The following is a 21,980-nucleotide window of genomic DNA, read 5'->3' as shown; positions in this document are numbered from 1 at the left end:
TTTCCCTGATTATATTCTTCATTCATTTGTTAACCTAAAAGCACAACACAATGCCTTTTTATGTACCTCTCAAATACAGCAGCAATAAAGACTTTGCTCCACGGGCTGTCGACAGACTGATTGATCTCAGAGCAGGCCTGGATGCCGAAATCCCTGCCAAAACAGCCACAGACACCCTACTGCTAGCCACCTGGAATATCCGGGATTTCGATAGCAATAAATTCGGACAAGGGCCTCGAATACCTGAGTCCTATTACTATATCGCTGAGATTATTTCCAGTTTCGACCTCATTGCTGTTCAGGAAGTCAATGAAGACCTGACCCCTTTGAAGAAGGTCGTCAAAATTCTGGGCAAGGATAATTGGGACTTTATCGTAACCGATATGACGGAGAAGGACCTTGGAGGTAATGGTGAACGCCTGGCCTATATCTACGACAAACGTAAAATCCTCTTCAGGAACATTGCCGGTGAAATTGTACTGGGTTACCGCGATCAGATCAAGGGAAGAAAATCTACCATTGAACTACCCGAAGAGCATGAAATTGAGTTTACGGAAAACTCTGAACTTACCTTGCCCAATGGACAGAAGATCAGCTTCAATAAAGGTGAAAAAATCAACCTGGAAGTGGGTAAACATAAAATCGACTTACCGGAAGGTCAGGAGATATATCAGCAAAGGCAGTTCGCCCGCACTCCTTTTCTGGTTTCATTTCAGTCTGGCTGGTTTAAATTTAACCTGTGTACTGTGCACCTCTACTACGGTTCTTCCAGTGGTGTTGGTAAAGACAGAAGAATCCGTGAGATCGATAAACTTTGCGGATACCTGAAGAAAAGGTCTCTGAAAGACGGTGAAAACTACATTATGCTGGGAGACTTCAATATTGTCAGCCCAAGTGATGACACTTTCAAACCCCTCAAAAAGCATGGCTTTACAGTTCCTCAGGGGGTTTATAAGAGTAACCTGAAGGGAGACATGTATTATGATCAGATTGCATTCCGTGTACAAAAAGACCACCTGCAATTAGGCGACAGTCAACCTAACAGTGGCGTCTTCGATTTTTCGAAGTACGTATTCAAAGACGATGAATTAGATGTCTACCATGATCTGATGCAAAACACCAATGTAAGAGACTTCCACGACAAGGGACGTAAAAAAGGACAGCCCAGAACCCATGAAGAAAAGGCCGTCTATTATCGGAATAACTGGCGTACATGGCAAATGTCGGACCACCTCTTGCTTTGGGTAGAGCTCAAAGTAGATTTCTCTAACCAGTATCTGGACAAGCTTAAAACTCGGTTGGCTACTTGAGAAGATTAGAGTTGCTTTGGGGTATTTGACTCATCTGCGTTTTCATCTTGAGTGAAAGGAAAGAGGTGCCCAAGACCGCCCCGGTACCGTCTTTGCGAGAAATAAAACCTGTGATAACAAGGTTTTATGACGAAGCAATCTCACTAGAGACGATGCCGGTTTTCTCCCCTAACCCCTAAAGGGGCAGTACTGTATCGGGTCCGTTAACTCATCTGTCTTTCTATCCTGGGTGAAATGAAAGAGGTACCCAAGACCGCCCCGGTACCGTCTTTGCGAGAAATGAAACCTGTGATAACAAGGTTTTATGACGAAGCAATCTCACTGGAGTGTCTTGTCCTGAAATAGGTTTACACCAACCTATTAAGAGAAAATGGACAAAAACAAGATTAGGCATGGAGGCTCAATTTCATGGATAGAGCGTGAGGAAATGATTAAGGAGTACCTTTCAGGAGATTTGAGTAAAGCAGAGATATGGAAGAAGTACACCGGCCAAGATGAAGAACACGGTCAGTTATTGAACTGGATGCGAAAGTTAGGTTATGTTGAAGATGCTGTGTCAAGACAACAAATACTGTTACCTTCATTTGGACAACCTATGGGCACATTGAACAAACCTACAGACGATAAAGACCCAGCAGAACTTCAGCGTAAGATCAAGGAACTTGAAAAGCAGCTAGAAATGGCCAAACTCAAGGCCGAAGGCTATGAGTTGATGATCGACATTGCAGAAAAGGAGCTAAAAATACCGATTAGAAAAAAGTCAGGCACCAAGTAATTACCACCTTAAAGGAAAGGCATCAACGCATTGCTCTGGGGCGTTTATGCTTGTTATTTGGTGTGACCAGGCAATCATACTATCAGCACTACTGGTTTTGGGAAGAGAAGACCTTTGAACAGGAGCTTGTTGTCAAGCAGGTAATGCAGATCCGAAAACGGCACCCATGTATAGGAACCAGAAAGTTATACCAACTCCTAGAACCATTTATGCTTGATCATCAGATTAAAATGGGTAGAGATGCCCTTTTCGATCTATTAGCGGCCAATAGCCTATTGGTGAGAAGAAGGAAAAACAGAATGCGTACTACCAACTCTTTTCACTGGCTTCGCAAGTATCCAAACCTGATTAAGGAGTTCGCCCCATTATCGGTAAACCAACTTTGGGTAAGCGACATCACCTACTGGAAAACCTCCATAGGATATCTGTATATCAGTTTTATTACCGATGCATACTCACATAAGATAGTAGGCTTTAGGGTAGATAAAACTCTGGAAGCAGCAGCATCGGTCAAAGCACTGAAGATGGCAATTCGGGAAGCAACAGGTTCTCTAAATGGCCTCATACATCACTCAGATAGAGGGTTGCAATATTGCAGCGGTGAGTATGTCAAGGTTCTGAAAAGACACAAGGTTAAAATCAGCATGACAGAAAACGGAGACCCAAAACAGAATGCTGTAGCTGAGAGGATTAACGGAATCATAAAAGGGGAATACTTAGAAAACTACCAAGTCAACAGCCTTAAACAAGCAAGAAAACTACTTAGGCAAACCATAAGGCTTTATAACAGTGAAAGGCCTCATATGAGTATTAACAATAGGATCCCTTCAGAGATACACCAGTCAAAGAACATAGAAGTATTAAGAAAGTGGAAGAACTATTACCCAAATAACAAACCAACTGTAAACCAATATCAGGATTAACTATTATTGTATTATCATTAGAAAACTATAAGTCAAATCTGTAAACTTATTTTAGGACGAGTCAGGACGAGTCAGTAGGTTTCTCCCCCTATCCCCTAAAGGGGTATGACTTTATCACATCCGTTAACTCATCTGTCTTTCTATACTGGGTGGAACCAAAGAGCCACCTAAGCCGGAGAAGCTACTTGTCATTCAGAATATAAATCTCCAGATTGGGGAATTGAGAATTAGCGGTAATGGTGTAGATCATTTTGGTGATACCTAACCTGGGTGCTGCGGCTATATCTTCCTGAGGCAGTCGGTTGAAGCTGATCGTTGCAAAGGGATAACCATCCTCATTCGGACTCAGCGTGATCGTTTCCCGAATATCAGGGAAGCCCGTGAATTTGACCTGCCCTTTGTAAAAGGCCCCTACCGAATGGAGAGAACTCGCTGTTTTGCTCCGGTCAATGACTACCAGAATCAGGCGCTTGTCAAAATCGTTAACATCGCGGTTCAGGAAAATCTTATTAGATACCTGAGTGACATCCGTAACACCTTTCAGCTTCTCCAAACCGCCTCCATATCGGCCTTTCAAAGCCGAGACCAGATCTGAAACCTTTTCTTCTTCGGCTTCAAAACGCGCTCTTTCTCTACTGTAAAGCTCGTAACGCCATTTTCCATCCTTTTTCGATGGATCTCCAGAGTAAAATGGTCCCTCATAAAAATTGAGATAGGTTCCACTTTCATAAACCGTCATCCTTCCTTGCCCTGATGGCTCCAGCTGTCTGTTCACCTCTCCGCGATAGTCTTTTGGTTTAATCTCTAAGGATTCAGCGTAAACATTCGACTTGTATTGAATAATGGCCTCTCCTGGTTCGCCATGATCGAAGCTGACCCAAGCTTCATCCTCTTTGTTGGAGGGGTTAACCGCGTATACGCTGAATTCCTCTGGAGAATGTGGCAGCAAATCATCATCCAAATGGGTATAGAAAGACCATTCTCCTTTTTTTACACTCACAAGATAGAGTGAATCAGGATAGACCTTCCCATGGTTAAAGGTTCCGCTGAACGAAGAAAAACCTCTCAAGGTCTTGTTATTGTACCGATATTCACCAGTGCCATGAGGCCTGAATTCTTCATCCAATTCACCTGTGTACCTGGCGCTGTCCGGATAGTAGAGCGTATGAAATTCCTTTGGTCGCTGGTTCTCAAAAATAGTCCAGATGGTACTACCATCTGCTTTTTTGATGATCACCGGGCCGTCTATGATGCTTCCCTCATCATCCAATGCAGCAATGAAGACCTTGTCTTCATGGGTAAGGGTATCACGGTAGGTGATGTCTTCCCCATAATGAAAAAGCAGATCATCGCCCAAGCGCTCTCCATTGGTAACATGCATGATGCCATGCGGCAGGCCCAGCACAAAGTTACCCTCCAGAAAATAACCGGAGGACCTACCTGCCGTGTTGTTTCCATGGGCCAGGCCATAAAACCCATTAAACCCTTTATATCTGTCTGCCCGGTAAACATTATATTCTGACCATCGGGCTATGAGCTCATTTCTGAAATTCTCATCGGTTGGCACACTATCACGCTCAAATATTTCATCGGAAGCCGAATTTAAATAGTCATCCAATTCCACTACATGCTCACCAATGGCCCTGTAAAGGGTGCTATTTTGAAATTGATAAAGCGGACTCAAGCAATTATCACCAGACGCCTCCGAGAGGGTGGATTCCTCTTCATTCAACTCAAAAAGAATGGATGAAATGATCTTTGCTTTCCTGGGAAGCTTGCCATGGCAGGCCTCATATTCTTCTATAGCCCTTTTCTTCCAGACTTTTGGGGAATCATTGGGGTCGGAATACTCCACCAATTGATAGATCTGTGTCTCGTTATTCACCGCAAAAGACCTTTCCAATTCGTATGATTCACTGATTATGGGTAGTTCTGTGTTGTCTTCACTCAGCTCACAATGGCGAAATTCATCTCCCACATTAAAGCGGATATAGGAGATATAAAACCGGCAATCCTTTACCAGCACATTCACGTTCAAAGCGTTTGGCCAGTCTCCTTTGGATTTGAGTCGGCCTTCCGTCTCAGCTTCATCCCAACACAGCTCCGGCTCTTCTACCAGCAATCTTTGAATAGCCCTCTCAAAGACATGCTCATCTTTACCCACCATTTTAGCAAAAGCCAGTGCATCCGGATGGCAATACTCTTTGCCAATTACTTTTTGGGCCGCTTCTAATTTCTCCTCAAAGCTTTGGGCCTGCAGGGCTCGAGACTGGATAAAACAAAGGCATAGAAAAATTCCTAAATAAGAAAGAGACTTCATGGTTGATTGAATGGTATAACAATGTGTTGGCTATCAGACGATAGCCATGTTTAGTCAAGCCTCTTTTCAAAAAAAGAAGATTCATGCCCTTATCAAAATTTCACATCCATTTTTATGTGAATGACATACAGAAAGTATGATGCAAATGCTTTAGCGGATTTTATTATCTTAGGTGGGAAAACACACACATGGAATACAAACTCCCCGTGATTTTCGAGAGACTAAAAAGGTGCCTATAGCTTACCATATTGGTTGGCAATAAGGAATTTTTAAGCGATTATAAGAATATGACTGCCACCATAGTGGCGCTTAGTTAACGTTATCTATCAAAAAATCAATGAACGAAAGGGCAATACAATATTTGGAAGATCTACAATTGAAAATGATGTATGATCAAAGAGAACATCCATTGTTAAACCAAGCAATGAGAGATTCAGAACAAGGGTTCATAGAAAATAGAGATAATAAAACCTATCAGCGTTCTGTAAGAATATTGGAAGAAATATTTTCGTTAGGAGGTAAATCAATTAAAGATTTTCCCCAGTTTTCTGAGTTGTTCAACAAACAACGCGAAAAACTAATTTCTGATTTAAAAAACAACTCACGCAATTACTCCAAATATGAAAGTCCAATTTTCATTGCAACTATAGAACAAGCCAGAAAAATTGCTGATAAAGGGATTCGACATCTATTTGGTGAGATGTCAACAAAAGACCCTGATAAATCAAAAGAGTATCTTGCCAAATATGAAAGTATAGCATTTGGCTCATTACCAGATACTAGCTTCAACGCTTCAGCAATTAGAGTAGGCAAAGGAGAAGACTATATTGTTATTCTAAATCGTAACGTACCTCAATTTCTATCGAGAATGGCACGAATTATAGTGAAAGCTGAAACATCAGTAACACCAGAATCATTAAAGAAACTTAACACAGAAACTGATGAATGGAAAGAACAATATGACACGATGGTTCAAGATGTTTTAAAGTCTAAACAAAACGAATACTTACTTGACTCATTCTTAGCTGCTATTTTTGACTACTATAATATCGAAAGTAATTTTGAATATGAAGTGGAAAAATTCGCTGGTCCAGAACGGATACTATCTGAAATTATGACCATCGGAGCTGAGGTATTTATAATAGGCCATGAGTATAACCACATTTTAGATGGTCACCTTATGAATTGGGAAACATCAAATGCATTACCCCAAGGAATAAAAATGGACTTTGGAAAAAGAGATCATATGATGGAATTCGCAGCTGATATTGCGGGAATTGGTAACTTAATAGTTTCCTTTGGCTCTCATGCTCATCCCTTTTTACCGAATGAAGATTATGAAAGATGGCTATTGAATGGTATTCAATTGTTCTTTTCAAGTGCTCAAATCATCGAAGATTTTAACGAAGCTTTTGATGTTTCAACGACTGTTGAAGACACACATCCTCCTAGCTCTGATCGCTTTTCTTTACTCTACCATCAATTAAAAGAAATGAATTCAAGATATGAATCAACTTACTTTAGACTTCAATGTGTTATAGAAAACTTAGTCGAACACTCAATACACAGATATAATAATTCAATAGATGGGTAAGAAAAATGACCTATTCAGCTATGAAAAAATACTTAGCTCAATATCAGAGAAAGAAATATACGCTCATCTTACTCAGCCTCAAATCAAGCAGGTTTCAGATGTTTTAATCGCTCAAGACTTAGCTGAACAAATCAATAAGGCTGAGATAGTAAGGGTCTCATCGGATAAAAAGAAAGTAACTAGTCATAAAACAGGGAATATACTGTTGAATTGGGGAAGACTTTTTAATGCCATCCCGAATATTGTGTTTGCTGGAGCTTCTTCTGCATCAAGTAATTGGTTAATTCCATTTGCCGGCCTGCTTATCATTAAAGAGTTATTTGATTTATCTAAGGTCAACTTAGAGGCTCATCATGCAATAATTCTCCTTGTCTTGTGGGACTCAGGAAAATCCAAGACTTACTTTAGTATGGGTATTTCTGATTTACTGCACGAAACCAACAACAGATTAGAAAAGAATAATTTAGAAAAATTGGAGGAACCTGAATTTGAAGAGTGTCTAAAACTACTATTAACTATGAAATCCATCGAACGATATGGTAATCGAATTCTGCTAATGGAAACAATTTATTATGAACTGCCACCAAAATCGAAAGATATCAAATAACAAGCTCAGCTTCTAAAATCACCCCTGCCCCTTACTGGTCGTAGCGTCTCGCTAAGACCAGCCAACTAATCAAAAAATCTTAGCCTGTCTTCTGAGAAGCCTTGAGATACAGTGCTAAACTTAAAACATCAATCATATTCAGAATCATCCGATTCCAGCCCTCAAACTCCAACATGGTCGATCAATCGGTGGGGACACTGATTGTGGCAGCCATTTCTCCCCTAGCCACTAAAGGGGTATCACTTTATCACATCCGTTGACTCTCCTGGTTTTCTATCTTGGACGAAACGAAAGAGGGGCCCAAGACCGCCCCGGTACCGTCTTTGCGAGAAATAAAACCTGTGATAACAAGGTTTTATGACGAAGCAATCTCACTAGAGAGACGGTACTGTTTTTTCCCCCAGACCCTTAAAAAGGCAGTACTGTACCCTATCATCCGACTTTCTATCTTGAGTGAAACGAAAGATCTACCCAAGCCAAAAAAGCAGTTAGATCCCTCCCTACGCTCGGGATGGAAAAAGCCTTACCAAAATTCTGGTCTCATGCTGAGCAACTCATACCCCCAAAGACCTCGCCTCCATTTTTATGTGAATGACATACAGAAAGCATGATGCAAATGCTTTGGCGGATTTTATTATCTTAGGTTGGAAAACACACACATGGAATACAAACTCCCTGTGATTTTCGAGAGACTAAAAAGGTGCGTATAGCAACCTTATTTGGTATGCTATAAGGAATAAATCAGCATCTATTAGAATATAACCGCAACCACAGTGGCGTATAGCTAGTGTTGTGCTTTAAACAAAAAACCAACGAGACTGCAAATACGAAACTTAAAAAGAACAATTCAATCGTGAATCGAAAGACAATAAAGCCATGGACAAGTTAAAGTTCTATTTGACGAATAGATTCATCCTACTATTAGTGAGCATTGTATTATTCATTGGATTACATTACTTCCTGACGGACTCAATACTACCTGATACTTCGACAAAAAATGTTTGGTTCTATTCAGGACTTTTTATGTTGTTCTTCTCAATCCTTTTCATTGAACCATATTATTCGTCTCCGAAAAACGTAATTACTAATTCAATACCCCTTCTACTGGTTTATTTATCAATTCAATCATCATTTAAGAATGTATCACTTTGGTATTTGACAATTACTTTGATAAACGTATTAATTATCCTTTCAATTGTTGCAATTGCTCTTGCATCAGAAAATGAAAGTCCAGATTCTTTAAGAAATAAACTATCCAATAGAATTAAAAATATCGCAGTATTTGTCGGTCGGGGAAAAGTTATCTACTCTTTTGTTTTTATCTCCATACTTGTTCTATACAAATCCGAAATAATGGCAGAAGTAAGTGACAGTTATCTTTTTTCAATGATTACTCTTTGGGGATTAGTATTAATAATTGACCCAAAATCACTTCATAATGCGTTTATTCGAGAGACAACATCTCTTCAATCAAATGCAATCGGAGAAATATTTGGGGTTCAATCAAAGAAAATATTTCTTACCAAGATTTTTGAAGATAGAAGCAGAAGTATTAAAAGGTTTGATATTGTAACCTTCAGGTATTCAATGCAAGACTCCGATTCGTATGTAATTGCGGGTATAGTATTCGATACATATTTGTTAAATCAAGAGAAGTGGATAAAAATTCTTCAGCTAGGTACAATCCAGAATGATTTGTCAAACTTAAAGCGCAACGTAGTTTATAAAACTGTAGAACCTGATGAGATTCAGAATATGTCTGATTCTTTAAGAATAACAGATTTTGTTGGTGTTGTAATTGAAAAATCATCTATCGGAACTATCAAATTTGAGTACTCAAAGCAAACTGATGATATTCAAGAAGGAGATTTATTGGAGCTAAAAGTAGGTAGTCGTAGATTATTTTATCAGGTTGTGAGTGGTACTACGGAACTTGAAAAGTTGGAAAGTAAGAATGAATCAGGCTTTATTGAAGGAGAAGCGATTCAACTAGGAGAATGGCAAAATGATGTTCTTTCCTTTCAAAAGTTTGGGTGGGTTCCATCAATAAACACACCCATTTTCAAAGCAGACACTAGTGATATCGAAGTAGACCAATATCAATATCCAGACTTTGAGTTGGGTACAATTCCAAATACAACTCTTCCTTCAGTAATCAACTTACATGAAGCTATAAGTCATCATACGGCATTAATTGGTGTAACAGGGTCAGGGAAATCATTCCTAGCAAGAGAAATAATTGACAAACTAAAAACAGACACTAAAGTCATTTGTATTGACTTTACAGGAGAATGGAAAAAGAAACTACAATTAACCTCACTTAACAGTGGTAATTTAGATGCCTTTCTTGCCATACAAGATGATTCTATTGGACTAGTTGAACTCCCAACCGTAAGTAATACAGTAGGTGTTATTCAGTCTACTGAAAACTTTATCAGCTTAATATTTTCGAAAGCCAAAGAAGCCTATGAAGCAAATACTCCAATGAGAATTTGTCTTGTGCTTGAAGAAGCTCACACCATAGTTCCAGAAGGTAATTTTTTAGGTGTTAATGATTGGGATAGTAAGGCAGTGGTAAACAAAATGGGACAGGTAGCATTACAAGGACGTAAATATGGTGTTGGTTTATTGGTTATTGCTCAAAGGACGGCTAATGTTTCAAAAACTGTCCTCACACAATGCAATACCATTGTATGTTACCAAGCTTTTGATGAAACTAGTTTTAGCTTTTTGGGAAACTATATCGGACGGGATTTGGTACAAGCTTTGCCTAATTTGAAAAGATACCATGCGATTGTAACAGGAAAGGCAATTCGATCGAACTTACCGATGATTGTAAATCTTGAAAGAGATATTGAATAAAAAAGTACGAAAGCTCAACATTGGGTACAAAACATAGGGCGGACAGTGGTTTGCGCAAGTTTTCGGGTTCTTATCAAAGTTTGTTAAGGGCAAACATCTAAGTGCTTCGAAATGTCCTATGTTTCATACCCGAGCTCGTTCACCTTCTGACCCCTCTGGTCTTAGCGTCTCGCTGAGACCACGCCCAACAAAAAAGTCTTAGCGAGCCGCTAAGACTAGTTTTTTGTTTTCATTCGGGAGATCCTGAAACAAGTTCAGGATGACGGTTAGTCTTGCTCCTTCTTCTTAATCATCGTCAGAATAGTAGCAATAGCTACGGTTTCTCCGGTTTCGTCATATACGTCTACCAGGAACTTCACGATGCCTTTGGCGATATCATCCTTCTTCTCCTGCTCAATCTTTTCTTTTACCGTCAGGCGGACACCAATGGTGGCTCCCGGATAAACTGGTTTGGTGAAACGACAGCTTTCCAGACCGTAATTCAGTAGCACTGGCCCTTTTTTGGCCTGCACAAAGAGTCCGGCAGCGGCTGAGAGGACGAAGTAACCATGGGCCACTCTTCTTTCGAAGGTGGTGCCTTCCAGCGAGGTTTCATCCGTATGCGCATAGAAGTGATCCCAGCTCACATTGGCGAAGTTCACCACATCGGTTTCTGTCACCGTACGCTTGGCGGTGATGATGGTCTCTCCTACCTCCAGCTCTTCGAAGTACTTGGAGAAGAGGTGCTGTCCCGGCTCTTTGTATTCCCCACCATATTGGTATTGCTGAGTAATCTCGGTCAAAGTGGTTGGAGAACCCTGGATGGCGGTACGTTGCATATAGTGCATCACACCACGTTTTCCACCCATTTCTTCACCTCCTCCGGCTCTTCCCGGACCTCCGTGGGTCAGCATTGGCATGGGTGAACCATGTCCGGTGCTTTCTTTAGCACAATTCTCATTGAGGACCAGGATTCGGCCGTGGTGAGAAGCTGCACCCACCGTGTAATCTGTAGCAATTTTGTTATCGGCTGTGGTGATGGAGGACACCAATGAACCCTTTCCTTTTTTGGAAATGGCAATGGCTTCATCAATCGTTTTATAAGGCAGAATGGTACTTACCGGACCAAAGGCCTCAATATTATGCGGTTCTTCCACCCCCAGTGGATTCTGATTCAGGAACACTATTGGCGACATGAAGGCACCTTTGTCCCAATCTCCACCCATCAGGTCAATTTTATCCAGAGAACCATAGACCATTTCGGAGGTTTTGGCCAGCTCAGCCACCTTTTTGGTCACCTCAGCGAGTTGTTCTCTGCCGGCCAGGGCTCCCATTCTTACCCCTTCTACTGAAGGGTCACCAATTGTGGTTTTAGCAAGGGCATTGCCCAGCGCCATCTGAACATCTTCCACCAGCTTCTCCGGCACAATGATTCTGCGCACGGCAGTACATTTCTGACCGCATTTGGAAGTAATCTCTTTTCGAACCTCTTTGATAAACAGGTCGAACTCAGGTGTGCCCGGCACTGCATCTTCACCCAGGACGGCACAGTTCAGGGAATCAGCCTCCAGATTGAAAGGCACGGAGTTCTCAATGATCTGAGGCAATGTTTTTAGTTTCTTACCCGTATCGAATGAACCGGTAAAGGTCACCACGTCCTGAGAGTCCACATAATCCAGAATACCATTACCATAACCGGCTACCAGTTGCAGGGCTCCGGCAGGAAGGATTCCTGAATCGATAATTTCTTTCACTACTACCTGCGTGAGGTAGCAGGTTTGTTCAGCCGGCTTCACAATACAAGGCATCCCAGCCAGCCAGTTGACGGCTGCTTTTTCCAGCATTCCCCAAACCGGGAAGTTAAAGGCATTGATGTGCACGGCTACACCTTCCTTCGGTACCATAATGTGATGTCCCACAAAGGAACCACCTTTTGACAGTGGCACCATATCGCCATCTACATGGTATGGCGTATTAGGGAATTGTCTACGCAGGCTGGCATAGGAGAACAGGTTACCAATACCCCCTTCAATATCAATCCAGCTATCCATTCGGGTGGCCCCGGTGGCTTTGCTGGTTTCATAGAACATCTCTTTCTTTTCCAGCAGGTGGAAAGCAAGGGCTTTGAGCATCAAACCTCTTTCCTGGAAAGTCATTTTGCGCAAGGCGGGGTTTCCTGTGTTTCTGGCAAAATCATAAGCTGACTTAAAGTCGATGCCCTGAATGGTGTGGGCTGCTACGGGTGCTCCGGTAATGGCATGGTGAAGCATTTCACCGTCTCCATCTCCATAAATCCACTCTCCTGCTATATAATGGGGTATTTTGTTGCTCATTTCTTTTTGGTTTCGTTCCAGGTTTTATAATCGGCTGAGGCTATCGGCCTGTTCGGTTCAATTTCTCTTAGGGGTTCACATGCCTTCAAAGAAGCATGGCAGTCGGCAGGAAGCTGCTGATAGAGTTTGGTGCCTTCGGTTTTCCAGGCGATCATCTCATCGCTCACTTCCTTGATGCATTTAGCGGGATTACCGACAATCAGGCTTCTTCTTTCAAAGACTGAATTGGCTTTGATAAAGCTCAGGGCTCCTACTATGCATTCGTCTCCTATTTCAGCTTCATCCATGATGACGGCATTCATGCCAACCAGTACATTTTTACCAATCTGTGCACCATGAATGATGGCACCATGACCGATATGGGCTCCTTCCTGCAAGGTAATGGTGATGCCGGGAAACATATGCACTGTACAGTTCTCCTGTACATTACAGCCATCTTCAATGACAATGCGACCCCAGTCGCCACGAATGGCAGCTCCGGGACCTATGTAGACGTTTTTACCAATGATGACATCGCCTGTTACCGCAGCCAGCGGATGCACGAAAGCACTTTCATGCACAACAGGTTTCATATGGTTGAATTCGTAGATCATGAATTAGCCTACATTTTCGAGGATGATGGCGTAACCTTGGCCCACACCAATACACATGGTGGCCAGGGCGTATTTCTTTCCGGTTTTCTGCAATTCCAGGGCAGCAGAATAAGTAATTCTGGCTCCCGTCATGCCCAGTGGATGGCCAATGGCAATGGCTCCACCATTGGGGTTCACTCTGGCATCATCATCCGCCAGACCCAAAGCGCGGGTGCATGATAATGATTGCGCGGCAAAGGCTTCGTTGATTTCGATCACATCCATTTGATCGAGGGTCAATCCGGCCTTCTTCAATGCTTTTTGGGTGGCCTCTACGGGACCAATCCCCATGATTCTTGGCTCTACGCCCACTACGGCTGAGGCCACAATTCTGGCCTTAGGTTGCAGGTTGTGTTGCCTGATGGCATTCTCAGAAGCTACCATCACGGCAGCGGCTCCATCATTGAGACCTGAGGCATTTCCGGCTGTCACGCTTCCGTCATTTTTAAAGGCAGGCCTTAGTCCGGCTAAAATCTCCTTAGTGGTGTTGGCCTTGATGAATTCATCCTGATTGAAGATGATAGGGTCTGCCTTTCGCTGAGGGATCTGAACGGCCACAATTTCTTCGGCCAATCGGCCATTGGCTTGTGCTGCGGCTGCTTTCATTTGAGAATGATAAGCAAAGGCATCCTGATCTTCACGGCTGATGTGATGAATATCTACCAGATTCTCGGCTGTCATACCCATAGAGTCCGTTCCATAGATTTTATCCATTTGCGGATTAATGAACCTCCATCCAAAGCTGGAATCATACATCTGATTATCAGTACCGAAAGGTTTGGCTGATTTGGAGATCACCCAGGGTCCTCTGGTCATGTTCTCCACACCTCCTGAGATGAAGAGGTCTCCATCGCCTGCTTTGATGGCCCGATTGGCCTGCACAATGGCCGACATGCCTGAAGCACACAGTCTGTTGACGGTTTCTCCGGGAACGGAATAAGGTAAACCCGCCAGCAAGAGCGCCATGCGCGATACATTTCTATTATCTTCCCCGGCCTGGTTGGCACAGCCCATGATCACATCATCGATGAGTGCCGGGTCGAGGTTTTCATTTCTTTTGACAAGCTCTTTGATTACCAGAGCAGCCAGATCATCGGTTCTTACTGCTCCCAGGGTACCTCCGAATTTTCCAATCGGAGTTCTGATTCCATCTATTATATAAGCTTCCTTCATTGATTCCATAGGTATTTGATGTCAACTAATGACATTTGAAATAGTCAAAGGGTTCCAGACAATCATTACACTTAAATAGCGATTTGCAAGCTGTAGAACCAAATTGGCTAATTAGTTTGGTATTATGAGAGCCGCAGTTGGGACACTCGATATCTTCTTCATTACCGGGGTTGGGTGGTGCAATACCGTATTCCTTCAATCGGGCCTTCCCCTGCTCGGTCATTAAATCAGTACTCCAGGCGGGAGTAAGCACGGTGGTGATCTTAAAATCGTTGATACCTTCTTTCTTAAGCGCGTTGTTAATATCACGCTCAATTTCCAGCATGGCAGGGCAACCGGTATAGGTGGGTGTGATGATGACTTCAACAAAGCCATCGGTGATCTTCACATCTCTCAGAATACCCAAATCGGCTATGGAAATCACGGGGATTTCCGGGTCTTTTACCTCTTCAAGGATTTGCTGAATCTGTGACTTGTCGATTACCATTGATTTCCCGGATAAGCTCTTTGTAAGAATTGCAGATCGGCAAGAATATAGCCCAGGTTTTCACTGTGAACACCTTCTTTACCTCCCTTGTGCGCATAGTCGTTGTCAGGAGTGGTCAAAGTGGCTTCTTCAAGCACCGCTTTGATTTTCTCATCCCTCTTCAGTTTCAGTGCTTCCAGAGAGATACCGTATCCTTTTTCCAAAGCTTCTGCATCTACTGCATTGGCGGTAATGATTTCGTCCTTATAAGACCACAACTCATTGACGGCTTGCTGTACACGCTCGTGACTCTCTTCGGTTCCATCTCCCAGACGGATAACCCAGTCGCCACTCCACTTCATGTGATAAAGAGTTTCCTTATGCGACTTGGCCGCAATGGAAGCCAGCCTTTCATCGGAAGAGTTCATCAAGGCTTCGTAGAAATAGCAGCTGTAAGTATCGTACAAAAACTGACGAAGAATGGTCTTTCCGAAATCTCCATTAGGCTGTTCTACCAGCAACACGTTCTTGAAATCCCAGGCATCGCGCAGATAAGCCAGATCGTCTTCTGTCTTTCCTTCCTCCTGAATCTCGGCAGCATATTGATAAAGCAGTCTGGCTTGTCCGATCAAATCGAGCGAGATATTGGTCATGGCAATGTCTTGCTCCAACACGGGACCATGGCCACACCACTCGGCCAGACGCTGACCCAAAATGAGGCAGTTGTCTGCTTGTTGAATGATATAGTTGAATTTATTCTGATCCTGCATTTTACATGTGCTTTAGTTCGTCCGGCAAATTGTAGAAGGTCGGATGTCTGTACACCTTATCCTTGGCCGGTTCATACATTTGGTCAGCATCTTCCGGATCTGAGGCCAGGATGTGCTTTGATTCTACTACCCAAATGCTAACGCCTTCATTTCTTCGGGTGTAGACATCACGGGCATTTTGAATAGCCATTTCGGCATCGGCCGCATGCAAACTGCCCACATGTTTGTGGTTCAGTCCGGCTTTACTTCTTATAAATATTTCCCAAAGGGGCCAGTTCTTGTTCATCCTTTTGATTTTAGATTTTAGATGTTGGATTTACGATGTACGATGTGCGAATTACGATTTATCATCTACTTTGTCTGCTGCTTTTACCCTCAATCCCTGAAGGGAAGTTACATTCTGCGTTCACTTTCCATTGCCTATCAATAGGCAGACTTTAAGATTACATCCTGAGTAACACCCTTTAGGGCCGGGGTTCTCCACCCCGACAATCAGTTATTCAAGCAGCCTTCTTCTTAGCTTTCTTCTCTGCATAAGCATTGGCGGCTTCGCGAACCCAGGCACCATCGTCCCAGGCCTTTTTGCGGGCATCCAGTCTTTGCTTATTGCAAGGTCCGTTGCCACTGATGACGTTGAAGAATTCCTCCCAATTGATTTCTCCGAAATCATAGTGACCTCTTTCCTCATTCCATTTCAAGTCCTTATCAGGAACCGTGAGTCCGAGAATTTCAGCCTGAGGCACCGTCACGTCCACAAACTTCTGACGGAGCTCATCGTTGGTAAATCGCTTGATTCTCCAGCGCATAGACTGTTCCGTATGCTTAGAATCGGCATCGGTTGGACCAAACATCATCAATGATGGCCACCACCAACGGTTCAGGGCGTCCTGAGCCATCTTCTTCTGCTCTTCCGATCCATTACAGAGGGTTAGCATAATCTCATAGCCTTGTCTCTGGTGGAAGGATTCCTCTTTACACACCCTCACCATAGCTCGGGCATAAGGACCGTAAGAAGTTCTGCAAAGTGGTACCTGATTCATAATAGCAGCACCATCAACTAACCAACCGATGGCTCCCATGTCTGCCCAGGAAAGGGTTGGATAATTGAATATGCTTGAATATTTCGCTTTTCCGGAATGCAGATCGGCCAATAGATCATCGCGCTCTACGCCTAGTGTTTCGCAGGCAGAGTAGAGATATAGTCCGTGACCAGCCTCGTCCTGCACCTTAGCCAGGGCAGCGGCTTTTCTCCTTAAAGAAGGCGCACGGGTGATCCAGTTAGCTTCCGGCAGCATACCTACAATTTCTGAATGGGCATGCTGAGAAATCTGTCTGATCAATGTCTTACGATAATGATCGGGCATCCAGTCTTTCGGCTCAATGCGAACTTCCTGGTCGATCTTCTCATTAAAACGCTGTTCCAATAATGCTGTATCCATTTCTAACAATTTTATCTTACTAATGAATTCTGAAAGCTATATGTATCCAATCCTGCCAGAAGTCCTCACAGCCTGGGTTCAAATCCATTTGTGAGGACCTGTCTGCCGACAGGCAGGCACAAATGGTGGCGGAGCTAACGATACTTGTATTCTTAAACGTCAAAATTCAGTTTTACTTTTTCTGTTTTCGGATGGCTCTGGCAGCTCAACACCATGCCATTGGCCAACTCATCGGGCTCCAGGGCATAGTTCACTTCCATATCTACCTCTCCTTCTTCTACCTGACAAATGCAGGTACTACAAACGCCACCTTTACAGGCAAAGGGTAAATCCAGTCCGTTTTGAATGGCCACATCCAAAATTGACTCACTCGAGTCATAAGGAAATGTATAATTATTGCCGTCCAAAACAACCGTGACCTCACTTTTAGCCTTCTCATGGCTTTGTTCCTTCTTCTTCCCTCCTCCTAATTTACCTAAAGGAGAGGTGAAAAGCTCCATATGTATCTTCTTTGTAGGCACACCCAGTTCAATCAGTGACTCTCTGATGGAGAGCATCATGGGTTCCGGTCCACAGGTGAAGAATTCATCAACGGCCTCCACATCGAAGAAGAGCTGAGCAAATCCCCTGATTTTCTCCTGATCGATAAAGCCCTGATATAAATCCAGCTCAACCACCTCATCACTTAAAACATGGTGTATACTGAACCTGTTCATGTATTTGTTCTTCAGAGCCTCCAGTCTCTCCTGGAAAATAATAGCCGAAGACTTTCTGTTGGCATAGAATAAGGTGACTTCGCTTTCAGGCTCCGTGCGTAGTGTAGTCTCTATAATAGAGATGATAGGGGTAATTCCACTTCCCCCGGCAAAAGTCACATAAGACTTAGCCTGATCGGGATTCAATTCAGAGTAAAAGCGCCCGTTGGGAGGCATCACTTCCAGGCTGTCTCCTACCTGCAGTTCGTTATTGGCATAATTGGAGAATAAACCTCCCTCTACACGCTTGATGGCTACAGTCAGCTCATCGTCTAAAGGGCATGAACAAATGGAATAAGACCTGCGTACTTCATCGCCATTGATGGTCTGCCTGAGCGTAAGATATTGCCCCTGAATGTACCTGAATTCTTCTTTTAGGTTGTCCGGTACCTGGAAAGAAACGGCTACAGAATCTTCCGTTGGCCGGCTTAAGTCTTTCACTTTCAAAGGATAAAATGCCATAACACTAATTTACTCTAGTTAAAAACTAATCAATATTAGTTAATGTTCGAAAAAAATTTAAACCTTTGCCAAAATTCCTTTCAGAATACCCTGCTTGAGGTAAGTCTCCATTTCAAGCCGATTGTAGTTTCTATACCGAGCGCACCAGGCATACAGCGATCTCAGGGTGGAGAGAATCATAAACATCATAAAGTTCACATCCATCTTCACCACCTCTCCTTCTGACATGCTTTGCTCCAGAATTTGCTTGAACTGATTTTCGTAGCTATCCCTCAGCTTCACATATTCTACTCTTTCTTCAGATTCCAGGTGTGTCCACTCGCTGAGCATGAGCGACATGGCATCGGGGTTCACTACCGTCAGTTCTATGTGCAGGGAAATCACCCGGTCAATTTTGTCCATGGAACTGAGTGAGGATGAGTGAATTTCACTGATTCTATCATTGAAAACCCTGGCATTGGTCATCACCAAAATGGATAGCAACTCATGTTTAGACCTGATATGGTTATAGAGGCTGGGGCCTTCCATGCCCACACGTTCTGCAATCTGTTGCAGCGAAGTTCCCTTAAAGCCTCTGGTTCTGAATAGCTTAGCGGCTTCTTCGAGGATCTGTTGCTTGCGGGATTTAATACCATCCGTTGGTTTCATCCCGGAAAAATACGGATTTCCTGACATGTCAGGCATACAGACCCAAATGCTTTCGTTCAGATTAAGCGGACAAAACTGACCACTTGAGAATTATTGCTATGAATTTAGAGCAAGTTCTGGCAGTTTGTGGACTGATTCATTAACTCAAAAATTACAACATGCTCAAACAGATTAGATTTTTAAGCATTTCATTAGTGCTGACCATTTTTTGTGGTTGGCTTCAAGCACAAAACGATAAGAAACTGGTGACCCAGCAGGATGCTGAAAAGTGGGAAACCACCAGCTCCACGGGTTTTTCCAAAACAGGCCAATGGGCCAACCTTTCCATTTATAGAAATGATGGTTCTCAACAACTGATCATTAAAAACCTCTCCGATTTCTCCGAGAAGCAGGTGGAAAACGGCATCTTTTCCGGCTTCAGCAACAATGAGCAATGGGCAGCCTACTTCATTGAGCCTGGTCCTAAAGAGAAAGAGGAACTGGAAAAGGCGAAGAAACCGGTCGAACGCAAACTCATTCTCATGAACCTGGCCTCTGGAGACAGTAGTTACCTGGAAAAGGCTACCCGACTGAGCTTCAGCCCTTCCGGCAACTTTGCTGTCCTTACCATGGAGAAGGATAAGGACGACAAAAGCTCTGGCAGTCAAATCATTATTCAGAAGCTGTCTGATGGTTCCAAATTTTACTTCAGTAATGTGGGAGGCTTCAGCTGGCACGACACGCAGGACCTGCTGGCTTTTACCATAGATAATAAAACGAAGGTGGGTAATGGTGTGCAACTCTTCACCCCTGCCAATGGTCAGATCCGCAACCTGATTACTGAAGAAGCGGAATTCAGCAACCCTGTCTGGAGAGAAAAATCGAACGACCTGATGGTTACACAAAAAGCCACATTGGAAGACCTGGAAGAAGATTCTTACCACGTTCTGGTTTGGCAAACACTCAATACCAAGAATGAGAACCTGAAGAAACTGGAGGCCGAGGATGTTACCGAAATGGCGGAAGATCACTTCATTACCAGCAGCCGATCAGTTCGCTGGATGGACGATGGCCGGCATATTCTTTTCGAAATCTTCAGAGGTCAGAAGAAATCGGACTTACCACAGGAAGAGGCTGAGGTATTCTTCAATATTGATGAAGCTCCCGAAGTGGAAATATGGCATACGGATGTAGACCAGGTACTGACGCAACAACAGATTACCAGCCAGAAGTCGGATGAACAACCAAGATTGGTGGCCTGGTCTGTGAACTCGGGTACTTTAACGGCTCTGGAAGATGACTTGGTGGAAAGTGTTTCTTTCAACAGCGCCCACAGCATTGGCCTGGGCCGAGATAATACGCCTTATGCCACTGAAGCCCGCTTCGGCCGTGGTTTCAGTGACCTTTACACGGTTGACCTGAATGGTGCCAAAACCAAAGTAGCTGAAAAGACTTCTGCGGCATATTCACTGAGCCCCGGTTCTGAGTATATGGTGTATGCGAAAGATGAGAAGCTTTTCCTTTACCATGTCAAAGAGCAAAGGTCTCAGGAGCTGGCCCTTCCGGCAGGTCATCAGTTTTTCAATATGGAGGATGACCACCCCGCAGCATCGCGCAGGGCTTATGGCTTCTCGGCCTGGTCAGAAGATGGAAAAACGGCCATCATCAACTCTCAATATGACTTATGGCTGTTAGAGGCCAAATCAGGTCAGCTCACTCAACTCACCAATGGCCTGAATGATAAACTTCAGCATAGATTAATTTCTAAAGACTGGAGAAACCCTGAATTCAAAAAGGGTGAGCTGCTGATAAGCCTGTTTAGTGATATCACTAAAGATGAAGGTTATGGCACCCTGGTACCGGACAAGGAAATGAAGACCATTGCCTTTGAACCGAGGTCATTGGGCAGCTTTGTTTTCCCCGAGGAGGGTGAGGCCATGATGTATGTGAAGCAGAACTTCGATGAGTCGCCTAACCGTTTCTATCGTCCTTCCCCTTCCGGCAGCGAGACACAACTGACGGAAACTAATCCGCAGCAAAGCGATTTCTACTGGACCAAAGCCGAGCTGATCACTTATACCAACTATGCGGGAAAGGAACTTCAGGCGATCTTATATTATCCTGCTAACTACGAAGCGGGCAAAAAGTACCCGATGGTTACTTATATCTATGAGAAGCTGAGCAGTGGCTTTCACAGCTACCCAAGACCGCGTGTTGAAGATTATTACAATACAGGATTCTTTACGCAGAATGGCTATTTCGTCTTGAGACCGGATATTGAGTTTAAAGCGAGTGATCCGGGTCGTTCTTCTGCCCGATCGCTGGAAGCCGTGGTAGGCGAAGTGGTTAAAATGGGACTGGTTGATGAAAAACGTGTCGGTTTGGTAGGCCACTCATGGGGCGGATACCAGGCGGCTTTTGTGCCTACTGAAACGGATATTTTTGCAGCTTCCGTGGCTGGTGCGGGACTTACCAACCTGGTGAGCATGTACGGAGCCATTACCCCTGCCTTTGGTGGAGCTCCTGAAAGCGGTCACTTTGAAGTGAGCCAGGAAAGAATGGTGCAGCCACCCTATGAAATACCGGAGGCTTATATGCTGAACTCAGCGGTGACCAATGTGCACAAGTTGAACACCCCTATCCTGCTGGAAGCGGGCGACAACGACATGAATGTGAACATGAGACAGAGTGTGGAATACTATAATGCGGCCAGAAGAGCGGGTAAGGAAATGGTGATGCTGGTCTATGCCAAGGAAGGTCACGGTCTGCGCAATAAGAAGAACATGGTAGACTACCATAACCGCATTATGCAGTGGTTCGGGCATTACCTGAAAGGTGATCCGGCTCCTATCTGGATGAAGGAGGCTCAGTCTTATGCCGAACAACAACGCATGTTGAAGAACTGGGACAAGTATAATGGTAAGGAGGACGATAACTAGGCCTCAAAACCATC

General features: G+C 43.6%; 17 protein-coding genes. 7 read left to right on the top strand and 10 right to left on the bottom strand.

Annotation, left to right across the window (positions count from 1 at the left end; all coding sequences use genetic code 11):
• Positions 1–50 precede the first annotated feature (50 nt).
• The 3 genes from ACOOEY_RS18870 to ACOOEY_RS18860 all read left to right on the top strand — a co-directional run bounded on the left by ACOOEY_RS18870 (position 51) and on the right by ACOOEY_RS18860 (position 3,008).
• Positions 51–1,310: an endonuclease/exonuclease/phosphatase family protein gene (locus ACOOEY_RS18870; protein WP_420386279.1), complete on the top strand. Its 1,260-nt coding sequence runs from the start codon at positions 51–53 to the stop codon at positions 1,308–1,310.
• A 370-nt stretch (positions 1,311–1,680) separates the two neighbouring features.
• Positions 1,681–2,085, top strand: a complete 405-nt coding sequence (locus tag ACOOEY_RS18865; protein ID WP_420385706.1) for a hypothetical protein — start codon at positions 1,681–1,683, stop codon at positions 2,083–2,085.
• The gene (locus ACOOEY_RS18860) at positions 2,085–3,008 is read left to right on the top strand and encodes an IS3 family transposase (protein WP_420388627.1); all 924 of its coding nucleotides are present in this window, start codon (positions 2,085–2,087) and stop codon (positions 3,006–3,008) included. Before ACOOEY_RS18865 ends, ACOOEY_RS18860 begins: the two co-directional genes overlap by 1 nt.
• 181 nt (positions 3,009–3,189) lie before the next feature.
• Here the strand turns inward: ACOOEY_RS18860 and ACOOEY_RS18855 are convergent, their stop codons facing one another.
• Positions 3,190–5,328 (bottom strand): hypothetical protein, encoded by a 2,139-nt coding sequence (locus ACOOEY_RS18855; RefSeq protein WP_420386278.1) that lies wholly within the window; start codon positions 5,326–5,328, stop codon positions 3,190–3,192.
• A 337-nt stretch (positions 5,329–5,665) separates the two neighbouring features.
• Between ACOOEY_RS18855 and ACOOEY_RS18850 the strand changes: the two genes are divergently transcribed.
• The 3 genes from ACOOEY_RS18850 (at position 5,666) to ACOOEY_RS18840 (ending at position 10,391) form a co-directional block, all read left to right on the top strand.
• A complete protein-coding gene (locus ACOOEY_RS18850; RefSeq protein ID WP_420386277.1) occupies positions 5,666–6,922 on the top strand; it encodes a hypothetical protein in 1,257 nt (418 codons plus the stop codon).
• Positions 6,915–7,529 (top strand): hypothetical protein, encoded by a 615-nt coding sequence (locus ACOOEY_RS18845; RefSeq protein WP_420386276.1) that lies wholly within the window; start codon positions 6,915–6,917, stop codon positions 7,527–7,529. The genes ACOOEY_RS18850 and ACOOEY_RS18845 overlap by 8 nt, the downstream gene beginning before the upstream one ends.
• Positions 7,530–8,696: 1,167 nt before the next feature.
• Complete coding sequence (locus ACOOEY_RS18840; protein ID WP_420386275.1) at positions 8,697–10,391, top strand: ATP-binding protein; 1,695 nt, start codon at positions 8,697–8,699, stop codon at positions 10,389–10,391.
• A 266-nt stretch (positions 10,392–10,657) separates the two neighbouring features.
• Here ACOOEY_RS18840 and paaZ read toward each other — a convergent pair whose 3' ends face one another.
• From paaZ to ACOOEY_RS18795, 9 genes are all read right to left on the bottom strand, one after another.
• A complete protein-coding gene (gene paaZ, locus ACOOEY_RS18835; protein WP_420386274.1) occupies positions 10,658–12,703 on the bottom strand; it encodes a phenylacetic acid degradation bifunctional protein PaaZ in 2,046 nt (681 codons plus the stop codon).
• The gene (locus ACOOEY_RS18830) at positions 12,700–13,296 is read right to left on the bottom strand and encodes a transferase hexapeptide repeat family protein (RefSeq protein WP_420386273.1); all 597 of its coding nucleotides are present in this window, start codon (positions 13,294–13,296) and stop codon (positions 12,700–12,702) included. Before ACOOEY_RS18830 ends, paaZ begins: the two co-directional genes overlap by 4 nt.
• A 3-nt stretch (positions 13,297–13,299) precedes the next feature.
• Entirely contained in the window at positions 13,300–14,508 is a 1,209-nt protein-coding gene (pcaF, locus tag ACOOEY_RS18825) for a 3-oxoadipyl-CoA thiolase (protein WP_420388670.1), read from the bottom strand.
• A gap of 25 nt (positions 14,509–14,533) precedes the next feature.
• Positions 14,534–14,995 carry a 1,2-phenylacetyl-CoA epoxidase subunit PaaD gene (paaD, locus tag ACOOEY_RS18820; RefSeq protein WP_420386272.1) on the bottom strand — a complete coding sequence of 154 codons (462 nt, stop codon included), beginning with the start codon at positions 14,993–14,995 and terminating at the stop codon, positions 14,534–14,536.
• Entirely contained in the window at positions 14,989–15,744 is a 756-nt protein-coding gene (gene paaC, locus ACOOEY_RS18815; protein ID WP_420386271.1) for a 1,2-phenylacetyl-CoA epoxidase subunit PaaC, read from the bottom strand. The genes paaD and paaC overlap by 7 nt, the downstream gene beginning before the upstream one ends.
• Before the next feature lies 1 nt (position 15,745).
• On the bottom strand, positions 15,746–16,030 hold the full coding sequence (gene paaB, locus ACOOEY_RS18810) for a 1,2-phenylacetyl-CoA epoxidase subunit PaaB (protein ID WP_420386270.1): 285 nt from the start codon (positions 16,028–16,030) through the stop codon (positions 15,746–15,748).
• A gap of 214 nt (positions 16,031–16,244) precedes the next feature.
• On the bottom strand, positions 16,245–17,183 hold the full coding sequence (paaA, locus tag ACOOEY_RS18805; protein WP_420386269.1) for a 1,2-phenylacetyl-CoA epoxidase subunit PaaA: 939 nt from the start codon (positions 17,181–17,183) through the stop codon (positions 16,245–16,247).
• Positions 17,184–17,335: 152 nt separating this feature from the next.
• A complete protein-coding gene (gene paaE, locus ACOOEY_RS18800; protein WP_420386268.1) occupies positions 17,336–18,400 on the bottom strand; it encodes a 1,2-phenylacetyl-CoA epoxidase subunit PaaE in 1,065 nt (354 codons plus the stop codon).
• A gap of 57 nt (positions 18,401–18,457) precedes the next feature.
• On the bottom strand, positions 18,458–19,048 hold the full coding sequence (locus ACOOEY_RS18795) for a TetR/AcrR family transcriptional regulator (RefSeq protein WP_420386267.1): 591 nt from the start codon (positions 19,046–19,048) through the stop codon (positions 18,458–18,460).
• 158 nt (positions 19,049–19,206) lie between these two features.
• Between ACOOEY_RS18795 and ACOOEY_RS18790 the strand changes: the two genes are divergently transcribed.
• Entirely contained in the window at positions 19,207–21,966 is a 2,760-nt protein-coding gene (locus ACOOEY_RS18790; protein WP_420386266.1) for a prolyl oligopeptidase family serine peptidase, read from the top strand.
• Positions 21,967–21,980: the final 14 nt, after the last annotated feature.

Origin of the sequence: Roseivirga sp. (assembly GCF_965216855.1) — a bacterium.
In the GTDB taxonomy this organism is placed as follows: Bacteria; Bacteroidota; Bacteroidia; order Cytophagales; family Cyclobacteriaceae; genus Roseivirga.
Note: the sequence above shows the minus strand (reverse complement) of the source record. Positions and strands in the feature narration are given on the sequence as shown.

Bases quoted from the DNA above. Each gene is read 5' to 3' on its own strand.
- ACOOEY_RS18870 (WP_420386279.1), top strand. From the start codon at position 51: ATGCCTTTTTATGTACCTCTCAAATACAGCAGCAATAAAGACTTTGCT.
- ACOOEY_RS18865 (WP_420385706.1), top strand. From the start codon at position 1,681: ATGGACAAAAACAAGATTAGGCATGGAGGCTCAATTTCATGGATAGAG.
- ACOOEY_RS18855 (WP_420386278.1), bottom strand. From the start codon at position 5,328: ATGAAGTCTCTTTCTTATTTAGGAATTTTTCTATGCCTTTGTTTTATC.
- ACOOEY_RS18850 (WP_420386277.1), top strand. From the start codon at position 5,666: ATGAACGAAAGGGCAATACAATATTTGGAAGATCTACAATTGAAAATG.
- ACOOEY_RS18845 (WP_420386276.1), top strand. From the start codon at position 6,915: ATGGGTAAGAAAAATGACCTATTCAGCTATGAAAAAATACTTAGCTCA.
- paaZ (WP_420386274.1), bottom strand. From the start codon at position 12,703: ATGAGCAACAAAATACCCCATTATATAGCAGGAGAGTGGATTTATGGA.
- ACOOEY_RS18830 (WP_420386273.1), bottom strand. From the start codon at position 13,296: ATGATCTACGAATTCAACCATATGAAACCTGTTGTGCATGAAAGTGCT.
- pcaF (WP_420388670.1), bottom strand. From the start codon at position 14,508: ATGAAGGAAGCTTATATAATAGATGGAATCAGAACTCCGATTGGAAAA.
- paaD (WP_420386272.1), bottom strand. From the start codon at position 14,995: ATGGTAATCGACAAGTCACAGATTCAGCAAATCCTTGAAGAGGTAAAA.
- paaC (WP_420386271.1), bottom strand. From the start codon at position 15,744: ATGCAGGATCAGAATAAATTCAACTATATCATTCAACAAGCAGACAAC.
- paaB (WP_420386270.1), bottom strand. From the start codon at position 16,030: ATGAACAAGAACTGGCCCCTTTGGGAAATATTTATAAGAAGTAAAGCC.
- paaA (WP_420386269.1), bottom strand. From the start codon at position 17,183: ATGGATACAGCATTATTGGAACAGCGTTTTAATGAGAAGATCGACCAG.
- paaE (WP_420386268.1), bottom strand. From the start codon at position 18,400: ATGGCATTTTATCCTTTGAAAGTGAAAGACTTAAGCCGGCCAACGGAA.
- ACOOEY_RS18795 (WP_420386267.1), bottom strand. From the start codon at position 19,048: ATGAAACCAACGGATGGTATTAAATCCCGCAAGCAACAGATCCTCGAA.
- ACOOEY_RS18790 (WP_420386266.1), top strand. From the start codon at position 19,207: ATGCTCAAACAGATTAGATTTTTAAGCATTTCATTAGTGCTGACCATT.